Here is a 14525-nt window from a genome sequence, read left to right as displayed (position 1 = left end):
TCCTAGGTAAAATCAGTGTTTCTGCTTGTCATCCGTGGACGACAAATCATGCAGATGCCGACGGGACAGCGCGAGAAAACGCGGAGTCGGACCGACGTCTTCGTACAGCGGATCGCCCTCCTCATCAGTGGCGACAACGGTTGAACCCTTGACGTACGGGAAGCTTTTTTCCAGCTCCTCGAGCGCGGCGCCGATCAGTTCGCCGAGCAGTTCTTCGGGGTGCCGCTTGGGGTACATCTCGATGATCGCCGCCAGTCGTGCGGCAGCCTCTACATCCAGATGAATCGCGTAGCCGGTGTCGGTCAGACGACCCTTGGCGTTTTCTTCCCAATGATGGGCAAGCTCGCGGATTTTCATAAAAACCTCATGGCGCGCCTGCTCGTGGCAGGCTGGTGAATGTCCGGCCATGGCCGGCGAAAGCCGTTGTACGGCTTACTATTGAGACTAGCTTCTGCGCACAAGGTTTAAAGTCCCTTCGTCGTCTGCTTGTAAGAAGCGCTTCGCGGCGGCACTCTCTTTACAAAAGCACCCCCGGATTTTTCGCTGGAGACTGGCTGATGACCGATATTGATGCACGCTTGCGCGAGGACGTTCACCTGTTGGGTGAGCTGTTGGGCAACACCATTCGTGAGCAGTACGGCGACGGTTTTCTCGACAAGATCGAGCAGATCCGCAAGGGCGCCAAGGCCGACCGTCGCGGTTCGATGGACGCCGAACTCAGCGCCAGTCTCAACCAGCTCAGCGAAGACGAGTTGCTGCCGGTCGCGCGGGCGTTCAACCAGTTTCTCAACCTGGCGAATATCGCTGAGCAATATCAGCTGATTCATCGCCGCGAAGAATCGCAGCCCGCGCCCTTCGAATCCCGCGTATTGCCCGAATTGCTCGCGCGACTGCTCAAAGAAGGCCACGACGCCGAGTCCCTCGCCCGGCAGCTGGGGCGACTGGAAATCGAGCTGGTGTTGACCGCACACCCGACGGAAGTCGCGCGCCGCACCCTGATCCAGAAATATGACGCCATCGCCGCGCAACTCGCCGCCCAGGACCACCGCGACCTGACCAGCGCCGAGCGCGAGCAGATCCAGGCCAAACTGCAGCGCCTGATCGCCGAAGCCTGGCACACCGAAGAAATCCGCCGCACCCGCCCGACGCCGGTCGACGAGGCCAAATGGGGCTTTGCGGTGATCGAGCACTCGCTGTGGCAGGCGATCCCGAATTATTTGCGCAAGGCCGATAAAGCCCTGCATGACGCCACCGGCCTGCATCTGCCGCTGGAGGGCGCGCCGATTCGTTTCGCGTCGTGGATGGGCGGCGATCGCGACGGCAACCCCAACGTCACCGCCGCCGTGACCCGTGAAGTGTTGCTGCTGGCGCGCTGGATGGCGGCCGATCTGTACCTGCGCGATGTCGATCACCTGGCGGCCGAACTGTCGATGCAGCAGGCCAGCGACGCGCTGAAAGCCAAGGCCGGGGACAGCGCCGAACCGTATCGCGCGGTGCTCAAGCAACTGCGCGAGCGCCTGCGTGCCACGCGAAACTGGGCGCATGCCGCGTTGACCACCGCGACGCCGGCGCCCGCCGGTGTGCTGCAAAACAACCGTGACCTGCTCGACCCGCTGGAGCTGTGCTACCAGTCGCTGCATGAGTGCGGAATGGGTGTGATCGCCGATGGGCCGCTGCTCGACTGCCTGCGTCGGGCGGTGACCTTCGGCTTGTTCCTGGTGCGTCTCGACGTGCGCCAGGATTCATCGCGTCATTCGGCGGCGATGACTGAAATCACTGATTACCTTGGTCTCGGTCGCTATGAAGACTGGAGCGAGGAGGAGCGCATCGCCTTCCTGATGCGCGAGCTGAACAACCGTCGGCCGTTGCTGCCGGCGTACTTCAAACCGTCCGCCGACACCGCCGAAGTGCTCGCCACGTGCCGGGAAATCGCTGCCGCGCCGGGGGCTTCGCTGGGTTCCTACGTGATCTCCATGGCCGGCGCCGCTTCCGATGTGCTGGCCGTGCAACTGCTGCTCAAAGAGGCCGGCGTGTTGCGGCCGATGCGGGTGGTGCCGCTGTTTGAAACCCTCGCGGACCTGGACAACGCCGGCCCGGTGATCGAAACGCTGTTGCTGCTGCCGGGTTATCGCGCGCGCCTGCAAGGTCCGCAGGAAGTGATGATCGGCTACTCCGACTCGGCCAAGGACGCCGGCACCACGGCAGCGGCCTGGGCGCAGTACCGAGCGCAGGAGCGCCTGGTCGATATCTGCCGCGAGCAGCAAGTCGAGTTGCTGTTGTTCCACGGTCGCGGTGGCACCGTGGGTCGTGGGGGCGGCCCGGCGCACGCGGCGATTCTGTCGCAGCCGCCGGGGTCGGTGGCGGGGCGTTTCCGTACCACCGAGCAGGGGGAAATGATTCGTTTCAAATTCGGCCTGCCGGATATCGCCGAACAAAACCTCAACCTGTATCTCGCGGCCGTGCTGGAAGCGACCTTGCTGCCACCGCCACCACCGGAACCCGCCTGGCGCCATTTGATGGACGAATTGGCGGCAGACGGTGTCAGCGCTTACCGCGCCGTGGTGCGGGAAAATCCGCAGTTCGTCGAGTATTTCCGTCAATCCACACCGGAGCAGGAGTTGGGTCGCCTGCCATTGGGCAGCCGTCCGGCCAAGCGTCGTGCTGGCGGGATCGAAAGCCTGCGGGCGATTCCGTGGATCTTCGGTTGGACCCAGACACGCTTGATGCTGCCGGCCTGGCTCGGCTGGGAGGCGGCGTTGAGCAAGGCCCTGGAGCGCGGCGAAGGCGAGTTGCTGGGGCAGATGCGCGAGCAGTGGCCGTTCTTTCGCACGCGCATCGACATGCTGGAAATGGTCCTGGCCAAGGCTGACGCCGACATCGCCCGGTCCTACGATGAGCGGCTGGTCGAGCCGGATCTGTTGCCTTTAGGTGCGCACTTACGCGACCTATTGTCGCAGGCCTGCGCGGTGGTCTTGGGTCTGACCGGTCAGTCGCAGCTACTGGCACATAGCCCAGACACCCTTGAATTCATCCGTTTGCGCAACACCTACCTCGACCCGCTTCATCTATTGCAGGCCGAGTTGCTGGCGCGTTCGCGAGCGCAAGAGGTGGCACAGGGCAGCCCGGTGGAGCAGGCGTTGCTGGTGTCTGTGGCGGGGATTGCCGCCGGTTTGCGAAATACCGGCTAATGTTTTCGTCGTGGGTTCGGGCACTCGACACAGGCCTTGAGTGCCCATTCGCGCAGGGCAGGAAAGTGCTGCCAAGCGACAGTTAATGATGGGGTTGCGACTTGGGGTACCCCGTCGCAGGGTCACGCGAGGCTCGGGTTTCTCCGACTTTCGGCGGCTTGTGTGGTCCGGGCCTGCTGTGTATCTTGATCAGCCTTTGGCCGTTTGGGCGGTCACGACCCTGTTTTGAGATTGGCCCCACGAGGCGAATCCGTTGTTATCTATATAAAAATTGAGGAGCACATCGATGCGCGTCATTCTGCTGGGAGCTCCCGGGGCCGGTAAAGGTACTCAGGCCAAGTTCATCACCGAAAAGTTCGGCATCCCGCAAATCTCCACCGGCGACATGCTGCGTGCCGCGGTCAAGGCCGGCACCGAGCTGGGCCTGATTGCCAAGAGCATCATGGACAGCGGTGGCCTGGTATCCGATGACCTGATCATCAATCTGGTCAAGGAACGCATCAGCCAGGCGGATTGCGCCAACGGGTTCCTGTTCGACGGTTTCCCGCGCACCATTCCTCAGGCTGAAGCCCTGGTGAAGGCCGGCGTTGAGCTGGATCACGTGGTGGAAATCGACGTCAAGGACGAAGACATCGTTCAGCGTATCGCCGGTCGTCGCGTTCACGAGGCCAGCGGTCGCGTGTACCACATCGTCTACAACCCGCCGAAAATCGCTGGCAAAGACGACATCACCGGTGAAGAGCTGGTGCAGCGCAAGGACGACACCGAAGAAACCGTGCGTCATCGTCTCTCGGTCTACCACGCTCAGACCGAGCCACTGGTGAAGTTCTACCAGGAGTTGTCCGCGGCTCAGGGCAAGCCGAAGTACAGCCACATCGAAGGTGTTGGCTCGGTAGAAGCGATCACCGGCAAGGTGCTTGAAGCGCTGCGCTGAAAAAACGCTTCATCTTCTACGGCCCGCTTGCGGGCCGTAGTTGTTTATACTGGCGCACTTTTTTATGACTCTCTGACGGATACATCGATGAGCACCTTGCTGGCCCTGGACACCGCGACTGAAGCTTGCTCCGTTGCCTTGCTGCATGACGGCAAGGTCACGAGCCATTACGAGGTGATCCCGCGCCTGCATGCGCAAAAGCTGTTGCCGATGATCCAGCAGTTGCTCGCCGACGCCGGGACCACGCTGCAAGCGGTCGATGCCATTGCGTTTGGCCGTGGACCGGGCGCATTCACCGGCGTGCGGATCGCCATCGGCGTGGTGCAGGGTCTGGCGTTTGCGCTGGATCGCCCGGTGTTGCCGGTGTCGAACCTGGCGGTGCTGGCACAACGCGCTTATCGCGAGCATGGCGTGAGCCAGGTCGCGGCGGCCATCGATGCGCGGATGGATGAAGTGTATTGGGGCTGCTACCGCGAAACGGCGGGGGAGATGCGGCTGGTGGGTAACGAAGCGGTGTTGCCGCCGGAAGCCGCGGCATTGCCAGTTGATGCCAGTGGTGAATGGTTCGGTGCTGGCACCGGTTGGGGTTATGCCGAGCGCATCGCCGTCAACCTGAGCGGCCAGGACGCCGCCCTGTTGCCTCACGCCGAAGACCTGCTGACGCTGGCGCAATTTGCCTGGGCGCGGGGTGAGGCAATTGTGGCGGATGAGGCTCAGCCGGTTTATCTGCGCGATAAAGTGGCGACGCCGAAGGCGCGTTAATCCGCCCGGTACGTGTGGGAGCGGGCTTGCTCGCGAAGACGGCATGACATTCGCCCCATCAGTTGACAGACCGGCCGCCATCGCTGGCAAGCCAGCGCCCACAGTGTTCGTGTAGGGAGCAAGAGGAGTGATCGACGCAGACCCTGTGAGAGCCGACTTGCCAGCGAAAGCGATTAAACAGATGTAACCAATCGTCGTTTCATTCCCTCGGCTTTTAAACCTTTTCGTTTTTCTGTGTTCTAGTTATCACTCGGCGGTTTGCGAAGTGTGCGAAGTGCCACTAGACTGCCATCATTGATACCGAGCATGACTTTATGCGCATAGACGGCCTTTCCTCTCAGTCCTACCCCATCAAGCGCAAGCCTCGCAAAGGGCCTGTGGTTGAGGACGAGTCCGTCGATATCGATGGCGAGCTGGAATTCCCCTCCGAAGAGCAAATGGCCGCCCGCGCTGCCAAAGCCTCCGCGCAACGCCTGAGCAATCTTCCGGCACGCCAGCAAGACATGATTTACCACCGTGCCATGAGCAAAAGCGTCGCAATGGCCCTGGCCAGCTACCTCAGCACCGCCGGTTTTGTCGATTGGGATGCGGATGTGTTGGGCCTCGACCTGTACATCTGATGCGCTTGCCTTACTACCTCGGCTGCCCGTCCTGGAGTGAAAACGCCTGGCGTGATTACCTCTATCCGCAGGACGCCAAATCCTCCGATTTTCTCAATCTCTATTCCCAAGTATTCAATGCCGTGGAAGGCAACACGACCTTCTACGCGAGCCCGGCTGCCAGTACCGTGCAGCGCTGGGCCGAGATCATGCCTGAACACTTTCGCTTCACCGCCAAGTTCCCCGGCGACATCAGCCACGGTGGTGATCTGCGCGAACAGTTGAGCGCCACCGAAACCTTCCTGCAATTGCTTAGCCCGTTGGGTGAGCGCGTGTCGCCGCTGTGGTTGCAGTTGTCGAAAAGCTTCACGCCGCAGCGTTTGCACGAATTGGCGGGGTTTATCGATGCGGTGGACCGGCCATTGGCCGTCGAAGTGCGGCATGACGCTTTCTTCGCCAAGGGCGATGCCGAGCGCTCGCTCAATCGCTTGTTGCTGGATCGCGGCGTCGAGCGCATCTGCCTCGATCCGCGCGCACTGTTCAGTTGCACCTCGACCGATCCATCGGTCCTCCACGCGCAATCCAAGAAACCCCGGGTTCCCCCCCGTCCGGCGGCGCTCACCCCATTTCCACAGGTGCGCTTCATCGGCCATCCGCAACTGGAAGCCAATGACCCGTTCCTGGTGCCTTGGGTCGAGAAAATTGCCTACTGGATCGAAGAGGGCCGCACGCCTTATATCTTCCTGCACACCGCTGACAACCTGCTGGCGGCGAAACTCGCGCAACGTTTCCACGCCAGACTGATGCTGCGTTTGCCTGGCCTGCCGCCGCTGCCTGAGCTATACAGAGAGCCCGCCGCCGAGCAACTTGGCCTGCTCTGAGGCGGATTCCCTGCCTTTTTCAGGAGCCTGCCAAATGGATGCGCAAACCCTACGAGCCCAGGCGTTCAAAGCCCTTCACGAACGCGACGGCGCCTTTGTCATTCCCAACCCGTGGGACGCCGGCTCGGCGAAAATGCTCGCCAGCCTGGGCTTCGAGGCCCTGGCGACCACCAGTGCCGGTTACGCCTTTTCCCAGGGGCGTCACGATGGCGGGTTGTCGCTGGACGAGACCTTGGCGAACGTTCGGGCGATTGTCGCGGCCACTGATCTGCCGGTGGCGGTGGACCTGGAAAACGGTTTTGCCGATGACCCGGCCGAATGCGCTCAAAGCATTTTGCGGGCCGCCGAAGCGGGGGCCGTCGGTGGTTCGATCGAGGATGCCACCGGACGCGCAGACGCGCCGATCTATTGCTTCGAACACGCGGTGGCGCGGATCGAAGCCGCCGTCGCCGCTGCCCGCCGTTTGCCGTTCCCGTTTACGCTGACGGCCCGGGCGGAAAACTTCCTGCACGGCAATCCCGATCTGGACGACACCATCCGCCGCTTGAAGGCTTTCGCCGAAGCCGGCGCCGATGTGCTGTATGCGCCGGGTTTACGCAGCGCTGAAGACGTGTTGGCGGTGGTGCGCGCCGTGGCGCCGAAACCGGTCAACGTGTTGATGTCCGGCGGGCTGAAACTGACGGTCGAGCAGTTGAGCGAGATGGGCGTCAAACGCATCAGTGTCGGTTCGGCGCTGGCCTTGGCGGCGTTGGGCGAGTTCTACCGGGCAGCCGAAGAGATCAAGACCTCGGGCACCTTCAGCTTTACCTCGCGGTCGATGCCGTACGCGCAGGCCAATCAACTGTTCAAAGGCTGACGATGCGGTTTTCGCGGGTGCTGTTGGTGTTGTTGCTGATGGTCGGTTTAGCCGGCGTGAGCGCCTGGCGCGGCTGGATCTCGCTGCCGCCGCAGTGGAACCCGTGGGCGCCGCTGGACGTCAGGGCCGAACCGAATCTGCTGACCCGCTATAAGCTGATGCGCCTGAGCGATGATCCGCAGCTGTGCGAGCAAGCCTTGAGCAGCTCCGGCTTGCGCGTGGCCCGTCAGGCCGACAGCCCTGACGCGAAGTGCCCGCTGACCGACGCCTTGCGCGTGCAGGGCGGCGACGTGGTCTTGAGCAGCAGTTTCCTCGCCAGTTGCCGCCTGGCGGTGTCATTTGCCCTGTTCGAACACCACGCGCTACAACCGGCCGCGCAGGCGGTTTATGGGCAGGCGGTGACGCGCGTCGATCACCTGGGCAGCTTTGCCTGCCGTAACGTCTACGGACGCGAGAATGGCAGGCTTAGTCAGCACGCGTCGGCCAATGCGCTGGATATCGCGGGCTTTCGCCTTGCCGACGGCCGAACGATCAGCGTGCTCAAGGACTGGCCGAAGGATAATCAGGACGCACGGTTCTTGCGTCAGGTTCGCGACGGTTCCTGCGACGTGTTCAGTGTGGTGCTGAGCCCGGACTACAACGCCGCCCATCGCAATCACTTTCATCTCGATGTCGGGCCGTGGTGGGTGTGCCGTTGAAGGCTTGTCAGGGAAGGTCAGGCGGCGATGCGCAGGTTCTGCAGCACGATCGGGCGCGCCCAGCCGATGTCGAAATCAAAGTTTTTCTGTTGTTCCGCGAGTTCTTCAGGCGGGAATGGCGGGAACGGTTTATCCAGCAGGTCCAGTTCGAACTCGGCGATCGGCAAGTGCAATGGACGCGGTTGCGGTGCCGCGCCAGGCGTTGGCAGCGGTTGGCCGTTAGTCAGCACGATCGGACGAACCCAGCCGCTTTCGAAATCCTGTTGTTTCTGTTGAGCGACGATTTCCTCAGGCGGGAACGGTGGGAACGGTTTGTCCGCCAGGTCCATTTCGAATTCGGCAATCGGCAGGAACAGCGGTTCAGGCGGCTTGACCTGGGTTTCCTTCACATCGCATTCGCGCTGGGAAACGATGTGCGCCAGCAGCTCGCTGCCGATTGTAGGTTCAACCGGGCTTTCGAGGTCGACCGGGGGGAAATCCAGAGCAGCCGTCAGCCCATCGCTCGACTGGTCGGCCAGGGCCTGGGCAAAAAAATCCTGCCACAGGTGACTGACGCCGCTCAGTGCTTGAGAGTTTCGCAGGCCAAAATCGCCGTAGGGCGAGATGTAACCTATCGATGTGGGTTGAATGTCTGACATTTCTCTCGGTCGACGCTCAGCTCTGGCAAAATGCTCGTTAGTTTTGTTATCGGCCGTTTTTGCCGATCATTAATTTTTTGAGCGTTTTTTCCCATGATTGAACAACCGGCAGCTTGCCGCATCCACGTCGAGGCCCTGGGCACGGCTTTTCAGTCACAGGCCGAGCAGTGGGCCGAGCGCCTGGGCCTGCCGTTGCAGGTGACTGACGGTGAGTTTGCCTTGCAAATCGGCGAGCAGGGCTTGCAGCTGCAACAGCTGGGGCCGGACGCGCCGGGGCCCGTGCGGGTGGACTTCGTCGAGGGTGGCGCTGCCCATCGACGTTTGTTTGGCGGTGGCACCGGGCAGATGATCGCCAAAGCTGTCGGCATCGCCCAGGGCGTGCGCCCGCGGGTACTGGATGCGACGGCCGGGTTGGGCAAGGATGCGTTCGTGCTCGCCAGCCTGGGCTGCGAGATGAGCCTGATCGAACGTCAGCCGTTGATCGGCGCGCTGCTTGAAGACGGCCTGGCGCGCGGCGCCGAAGATTTCGACGTGGCCTCGATTGTGGCGCGCATGCATCTGCTCAAGGGCAACTCGATCGAGGTCATGCGCAACTGGGAAGGCGAGCCGCCGCAGGTGATCTACCTCGACCCGATGTTCCCGCACCGTGAGAAAACCGCGCTGGTGAAGAAGGAGATGCGCCTGTTCCGGCCGCTGGTCGGCGATGACCCGGACGCGCCGGCGTTGCTCGAAGCGGCGTTGGCACTGGCCAGTCACCGGGTGGTGGTCAAGCGCCCGCGCAAGGCGCCATGCATTGCCGGGCCGAAGCCGAGTCATGCGCTGGACGGGAAATCCAGCCGGTATGACATTTATCCGAAGAAGGCGCTCAAGCCCTGAGACCGTGTCGCCCCCTTCGCGAGCAAGCCCGCTCCCACAGGAACTGCGCCAATCCTGTGGGAGCGGGCTTGATCGCGAAGACGCCAGGCCAGACACCACCCATCGATCAGGCTGTCCCAGGCCGATAAGCCCGCATGAACAACCCCACCACTTCCCGCACATGCTCCTCCGCCGCTTCCCCGGTCAGCGGCTCGCCACAGCCATACAGCAAGCGAAAATTCCCCGCCCCCTTCAACAGGCAAAAGAAATGCTCCGCCGCGTTGCGAGGCTTGTCGATGCTCAACGCGCCGCTCTGATCCACCTTGCTCAGCAACCGTTCCATGCCATGCAGCATGCGTTCCGGGCCGGCTTCGAAGAAGATCTGCGCCAGCTTCGGGTCCTGGCTGCCCAAGGTCATCATCAACCGGTGCAGGTTGACCGATTCATCGCTGTTGATCAGGTGATGGAAACCGCGGGCGATGTTCAGTAGCACCGAATCGACGCCAATACCGTCGGGCAATTCGAAAAACAGTGTAGGCAGTTGCTCTTCGCACTTGGCGACCACAGCAGCGGAGAACAACGTCTCCTTGTCGTTGAAATGGCTGTAGACGGTCAGCTTCGACACGCCCGCTTCAGCCGCCACGGCGTCCATGCTGGTGTTCGCGTAACCGTTGCTCAGAAACAGGGTTTTCGCCGCATCGAGGATCGCCTGGCGCTTGGCGAGATCCTTGGGGCGACCCGGACCATTGGGTGCTGAAAGATTGTTCGACATTCTTCGCTTTATTACTGGACTGGTGAGTTTGCTATTAATAACATACTCGCCAGTATAATTATTCCAAGCTCCATTAGCGAAAGGTCCTTCACCATGTTCCGCTATGCCTTGCCCCTCGCATTGCCAGTCAGTCTGGCGTTTTTATTGTCTGCGTGTGGGCATGAGGAGGCGCCGCAAGTCAGCGTTCGCCCGGCCATGGTGGTGCAGCCAGAGCCTTCGGCCCAGGCGATGGAGAGTTATCCCGGTGAAGTCCGTGCGCGCTACGAGCCGGACCTGGCCTTCCGCATTGGCGGCAAAGTCAGCCGACGACTGGTCGAGGAAGGGCAGCGGGTCAAGGCCGATCAGCCGCTGGCGGAGCTCGATCCCCAGGACGTGCGCCTGCAACTGGAAGCCACCCGCGCCCAAGTGGCCGCGGCCGAAGCCAACCTGAACCTGGTGCGTGCCGAGCGTGATCGCTACAAGACCCTGATGGACCGTCAGATGGTCAGCCGTTCGCAGTACGACAATTCTGAAAACCTCTACAGATCCGGTGAAGCGCGCCTGAAGCAGATCAAGGCCGAATTCAACGTCTCCACCAACCAGGCCAGCTACGCAGTGTTGCGCGCGCCTCAGGACGGTGTGGTGGCCAAGCGCGCGGTGGAAGTCGGACAGGTTGTCGCCGCCGGCCAGACCGTCTTCACCCTCGCGACCGACGGTGAGCGCGAAGTGCTGATCAGCCTGCCAGAGCAGGGCTTCGGGCGTTTCAAGGTCGGCCAGCCGGTGTCGGTGGAGCTCTGGAGCCAGCCTGATCAACGTTTCGCCGGGCGCATCCGTGAACTGTCTCCCGCCGCCGATCCGAAATCCCGCACTTTCGCTGCGCGCATTGCGTTCACCGCGGGCAAGGTCCCGGCCGAACTTGGCCAGAGCGCTCGGGTGTTTATCCAGGCCGCTGACGTGGTTGCGTTGTCGGTGCCACTGTCGGCGCTCACCGCCGAAAACGGTGCCACCTACGTGTGGGTGCTTGGCGCCAATAACACCCTGAAAAAAGCCCCGGTCCGGGTCGGTGCATTCGGTGAGAAAACCGTGCCGGTGCTCGAAGGCCTGAACGCCAGCGATTGGGTGGTGGCGGCCGGTGTCCATGTGTTGCATGACGGGCAGCAGGTGCGCCCGGTGGATCGCTCCAACCGCGTGGTCAATCTGGCGGACAAGGAGTAATCCCCGATGGGTTTCAATCTTTCCGAATGGGCGCTGCGTAATCGCCAGATCGTACTGTTCCTGATGCTGTTGCTGGCGATCGTCGGCGCATTGTCCTACACCAAGCTCGGCCAAAGCGAAGATCCGCCGTTCACCTTCAAGGCCATGGTCATCCGCACCAACTGGCCGGGGGCGACCGCCGAGGAAGTGTCGCGCCAGGTCAGCGAACGCATTGAAAAGAAGCTGATGGAAACCGGCGAGTACGAGCGCATCGTCTCGTTCTCCCGACCGGGTGAGTCCCAGGTGACGTTCGTGGCCCGTGACTCCATGCACTCGGTGGAGATTCCGGAGCTCTGGTATCAGGTCCGCAAGAAGATCAGCGACATCCGGCACACCCTGCCGCCAGGCATTCAGGGGCCTTTTTTCAACGATGAATTCGGCACCACCTTCGGCAATATCTACGCGCTGACCGGCGACGGTTTTGATTACGCAGTGCTCAAAGACTACGCCGACCGCATCCAGATCCAGCTGCAACGGGTCAATGATGTGGGCAAGGTCGACCTGCTCGGGTTGCAGGACGAGAAGATCTGGATCGAGCTGTCCAACGTCAAACTCGCCACCCTGGGGCTGCCGTTGGCGGCGGTGCAACAGGCCCTGGAAGAGCAAAACGCGGTGTCCACGGCGGGCTTCTTCGAAACCACCAGCGAGCGACTGCAGCTACGGGTCTCGGGGAATTTTCAGACAGTCGAGGAGATCAAGAACTTTCCGATCCGGGTCGGTGATCGTACGTTCCGCATCGCCGATGTCGCGAATGTGCGTCGCGGTTTCAACGATCCTCCGGCGCCGCGCATGCGTTTCATGGCTGAAGACGCCATCGGTCTGGCCGTGGCGATGAAGGACGGCGGCGACATTCTGGTGCTGGGCAAGGCCCTGGAAATCGAGTTTGCGCGGATCCAGAAAAACCTCCCGGCCGGCATGCAGTTGCGTAAGGTCTCGGACCAGCCCGCCGCGGTGAAAACCGGGGTCGGCGAGTTTGTCCAGGTATTGGTCGAAGCCTTGGCCATCGTCCTGCTGGTGAGCTTCTTTTCCCTCGGCGTGCGCACCGGCATGGTCGTGGCCCTGGCGATTCCGCTGGTGTTGGCGATGACCTTCGCCTGCATGTATTACTTCGGCATCGGCCTGCACAAGATTTCCCTCGGCGCGCTGGTCCTGGCGCTGGGCTTGCTGGTGGACGACGCGATCATCGCCGTGGAAATGATGGCGATCAAAATGGAGCAGGGCTTCGACCGGATCAAGGCTGCCAGCTACGCCTGGACCAGCACCGCGTTCCCGATGCTCACCGGCACGCTGATCACCGCTGCCGGGTTCCTGCCGATTGCCACCGCGCAATCGGGGACCGGCGAATACACCCGTTCGATTTTCCAGGTGGTCACGATTGCGCTGCTCGCGTCATGGATCGCCGCCGTGGTGTTCGTGCCGTATCTGGGGGAAAAACTCCTGCCGGATCTGGCGAAGATTCACGCAGCCAAACACGGCGCTGCTCAGCCGGATCCGTACGCCACGCCGTTCTATCAGCGCGTCCGTCGTCTGGTGGAGTGGTGCGTGCGCTGGCGCAAAACGGTGATCACGCTGACGGTGGTGTTGTTCATCGGCTCCATCGTGCTGTTCCGGTTTGTGCCGCAACAATTCTTTCCGGCTTCAGGCCGGCTGGAGTTGATGGTCGATCTGAAACTGGCCGAGGGCGCGTCGCTGAGCAACACCGCCGACGAGGTCAAGCGCCTTGAAGGTCTGCTGAAGGATCATGCCGGCATCGACAATTACGTGGCTTACGTCGGCACCGGTTCGCCGCGCTTTTACCTGCCGTTGGATCAGCAATTGCCGGCGGCGAGCTTCGCTCAGTTCGTCGTCTTGGCCAAGACCATCGAGGACCGCGAAACCCTGCGCACCTGGCTGATCGAAACCCTCAACGAACAATTCCCGGCCTTGCGCTCGCGGGTGACGCGCCTGGAAAACGGTCCGCCGGTCGGCTACCCGGTGCAGTTCCGCGTCACCGGCGAGCACATCGAGGAAGTCCGCGCCCTGGCCCGCAAGGTGGCGGCCAAGGTTCGCGAGAACCCCCATGTGGTGAACGTCCACCTGGATTGGGAAGAACCGAGCAAAGTGGTGTACCTCAACGTCGACCAGGACCGCGCCCGTGCACTCGGCGTGAGCACCGCGAACCTGTCGAAGTTTCTGCAAAGCTCGCTGACCGGCTCCAGCGTCAGCCAGTACCGCGAAGACAACGAGTTGATCGAAATCCTCCTGCGCGGCACCTTGCATGAACGCACCGAACTGTCGCTGCTGCCAAGCCTGGCGGTGCCGACCGACAACGGTCGTAGCGTGGCGCTGTCGCAGATCGCGACCCTGGAATACGGCTTCGAAGAGGGCATCATCTGGCACCGCAACCGCTTGCCGAACGTGACCGTCCGTGCCGACATCTACGGCAAGGAACAGCCAGCGACGCTGGTGCAGCAAATCATGCCGACGCTCGACCCAATCCGCGCTGAACTGCCCGACGGCTACCTCCTGGATGTCGGCGGCACGGTGGAAGACTCCGCCCGCGGGCAGAACTCGGTGAAGGCCGGCGTGCCGTTGTTCATCGTGGTGGTGCTGACGTTGCTGATGCTGCAGCTGCGAAGTTTCTCACGCACGGCGATGGTGTTTCTGACGGCACCCTTGGGACTGATCGGCGTGACCCTGTTCCTGATGGTGTTCCGTCAGCCGTTCGGCTTCGTCGCCATGCTCGGGACCATCGCCCTGTCCGGGATGATCATGCGTAACTCGGTGATCCTGGTGGACCAGATCGAGCAGGACATCGCCGCCGGCCTCAAGCCCTGGCAGGCGATCATCGAAGCCACGGTGCGGCGTTTCCGGCCGATTGTCTTGACCGCGCTCGCCGCGGTACTGGCAATGATTCCTTTGTCCCGCAGCGTGTTCTTCGGGCCGATGGCGGTGGCGATCATGGGCGGCCTGATCGTGGCGACGGCGCTGACGTTGCTGTTCCTGCCGGCGCTGTATGCAGCGTGGTTCCGCATCAAGAAAGAAGAGCCTGCCTGACACCTCTAGGCGCGAGCCTGCTCGCTCCTACAGGTATTTCAGAAACCTCTGATATTGAGTCAGAGGAGCCCGA

At 62.1% G+C, this 14525-nt stretch carries 13 protein-coding genes; 10 read left to right on the top strand and 3 right to left on the bottom strand.

Going from position 1 to position 14525, the window contains the following annotated elements; translation table 11 throughout:
- Positions 1–12: 12 nt before the first annotated feature.
- A complete protein-coding gene (locus NTD84_RS12900; RefSeq protein ID WP_262165888.1) occupies positions 13–357 on the bottom strand; it encodes a pilin assembly protein in 345 nt (114 codons plus the stop codon).
- 200 nt (positions 358–557) lie between these two features.
- On the opposite strand from NTD84_RS12900, the gene ppc reads away from it, so the two are divergent.
- The 7 genes from ppc (at position 558) to NTD84_RS12865 (ending at position 7918) form a co-directional block, all read left to right on the top strand.
- Positions 558–3188, top strand: coding sequence for a phosphoenolpyruvate carboxylase (ppc, locus tag NTD84_RS12895; protein WP_262165885.1), 2631 nt, complete (start codon positions 558–560; stop codon positions 3186–3188).
- Between the two features lie 286 nt (positions 3189–3474).
- Positions 3475–4122, top strand: a complete 648-nt coding sequence (gene adk / locus NTD84_RS12890; protein WP_262165883.1) for an adenylate kinase — start codon at positions 3475–3477, stop codon at positions 4120–4122.
- Between the two features lie 87 nt (positions 4123–4209).
- Positions 4210–4884, top strand: a complete 675-nt coding sequence (gene tsaB / locus NTD84_RS12885) for a tRNA (adenosine(37)-N6)-threonylcarbamoyltransferase complex dimerization subunit type 1 TsaB (RefSeq protein WP_262165880.1) — start codon at positions 4210–4212, stop codon at positions 4882–4884.
- A gap of 314 nt (positions 4885–5198) precedes the next feature.
- The gene (locus NTD84_RS12880) at positions 5199–5504 is read left to right on the top strand and encodes a hypothetical protein (protein ID WP_262165878.1); all 306 of its coding nucleotides are present in this window, start codon (positions 5199–5201) and stop codon (positions 5502–5504) included.
- A complete protein-coding gene (locus NTD84_RS12875) occupies positions 5504–6364 on the top strand; it encodes a DUF72 domain-containing protein (protein ID WP_262165875.1) in 861 nt (286 codons plus the stop codon). Before NTD84_RS12880 ends, NTD84_RS12875 begins: the two co-directional genes overlap by 1 nt.
- A 34-nt stretch (positions 6365–6398) precedes the next feature.
- The gene (locus NTD84_RS12870) at positions 6399–7220 is read left to right on the top strand and encodes an oxaloacetate decarboxylase (protein ID WP_262165873.1); all 822 of its coding nucleotides are present in this window, start codon (positions 6399–6401) and stop codon (positions 7218–7220) included.
- A gap of 2 nt (positions 7221–7222) precedes the next feature.
- On the top strand, positions 7223–7918 hold the full coding sequence (locus tag NTD84_RS12865) for an extensin family protein (protein ID WP_262165871.1): 696 nt from the start codon (positions 7223–7225) through the stop codon (positions 7916–7918).
- Positions 7919–7935: 17 nt separating this feature from the next.
- Here NTD84_RS12865 and NTD84_RS12860 read toward each other — a convergent pair whose 3' ends face one another.
- Complete coding sequence (locus NTD84_RS12860) at positions 7936–8556, bottom strand: energy transducer TonB (RefSeq protein WP_262165868.1); 621 nt, start codon at positions 8554–8556, stop codon at positions 7936–7938.
- A gap of 93 nt (positions 8557–8649) precedes the next feature.
- Between NTD84_RS12860 and NTD84_RS12855 the strand changes: the two genes are divergently transcribed.
- Entirely contained in the window at positions 8650–9432 is a 783-nt protein-coding gene (locus NTD84_RS12855; RefSeq protein WP_262165866.1) for a class I SAM-dependent methyltransferase, read from the top strand.
- Between the two features lie 106 nt (positions 9433–9538).
- On the opposite strand, the gene NTD84_RS12850 is transcribed toward NTD84_RS12855, so the two are convergent.
- A complete protein-coding gene (locus NTD84_RS12850; RefSeq protein ID WP_262165864.1) occupies positions 9539–10183 on the bottom strand; it encodes a TetR/AcrR family transcriptional regulator in 645 nt (214 codons plus the stop codon).
- Positions 10184–10276: 93 nt separating this feature from the next.
- Here NTD84_RS12850 and NTD84_RS12845 point away from each other — a divergent pair, with 93 nt between their 5' ends.
- Both NTD84_RS12845 and NTD84_RS12840 read left to right on the top strand, forming a co-directional pair.
- A complete protein-coding gene (locus NTD84_RS12845) occupies positions 10277–11377 on the top strand; it encodes an efflux RND transporter periplasmic adaptor subunit (protein WP_262165862.1) in 1101 nt (366 codons plus the stop codon).
- Between the two features lie 6 nt (positions 11378–11383).
- Entirely contained in the window at positions 11384–14452 is a 3069-nt protein-coding gene (locus NTD84_RS12840; protein ID WP_262165859.1) for an efflux RND transporter permease subunit, read from the top strand.
- The last annotated feature ends 73 nt before the right edge of the window (positions 14453–14525 follow it).

Origin of the sequence: Pseudomonas sp. 14P_8.1_Bac3 (assembly GCF_025466085.1) — a bacterium.
Taxonomy (GTDB): Bacteria; Pseudomonadota; Gammaproteobacteria; order Pseudomonadales; family Pseudomonadaceae; genus Aquipseudomonas.
The sequence above is the reverse complement of the archived record's forward strand: the minus strand, read 5'-3'. Positions and strand labels throughout refer to the sequence as shown.

Coding starts and splice junctions, on each gene's coding strand:
- NTD84_RS12900 (WP_262165888.1), bottom strand. CDS start 357: ATGAAAATCCGCGAGCTTGCCCATCATTGGGAAGAAAACGCCAAGGGT.
- ppc (WP_262165885.1), top strand. CDS start 558: ATGACCGATATTGATGCACGCTTGCGCGAGGACGTTCACCTGTTGGGT.
- adk (WP_262165883.1), top strand. CDS start 3,475: ATGCGCGTCATTCTGCTGGGAGCTCCCGGGGCCGGTAAAGGTACTCAG.
- tsaB (WP_262165880.1), top strand. CDS start 4,210: ATGAGCACCTTGCTGGCCCTGGACACCGCGACTGAAGCTTGCTCCGTT.
- NTD84_RS12880 (WP_262165878.1), top strand. CDS start 5,199: ATGCGCATAGACGGCCTTTCCTCTCAGTCCTACCCCATCAAGCGCAAG.
- NTD84_RS12875 (WP_262165875.1), top strand. CDS start 5,504: ATGCGCTTGCCTTACTACCTCGGCTGCCCGTCCTGGAGTGAAAACGCC.
- NTD84_RS12870 (WP_262165873.1), top strand. CDS start 6,399: ATGGATGCGCAAACCCTACGAGCCCAGGCGTTCAAAGCCCTTCACGAA.
- NTD84_RS12865 (WP_262165871.1), top strand. CDS start 7,223: ATGCGGTTTTCGCGGGTGCTGTTGGTGTTGTTGCTGATGGTCGGTTTA.
- NTD84_RS12860 (WP_262165868.1), bottom strand. CDS start 8,556: ATGTCAGACATTCAACCCACATCGATAGGTTACATCTCGCCCTACGGC.
- NTD84_RS12855 (WP_262165866.1), top strand. CDS start 8,650: ATGATTGAACAACCGGCAGCTTGCCGCATCCACGTCGAGGCCCTGGGC.
- NTD84_RS12850 (WP_262165864.1), bottom strand. CDS start 10,183: ATGTCGAACAATCTTTCAGCACCCAATGGTCCGGGTCGCCCCAAGGAT.
- NTD84_RS12845 (WP_262165862.1), top strand. CDS start 10,277: ATGTTCCGCTATGCCTTGCCCCTCGCATTGCCAGTCAGTCTGGCGTTT.
- NTD84_RS12840 (WP_262165859.1), top strand. CDS start 11,384: ATGGGTTTCAATCTTTCCGAATGGGCGCTGCGTAATCGCCAGATCGTA.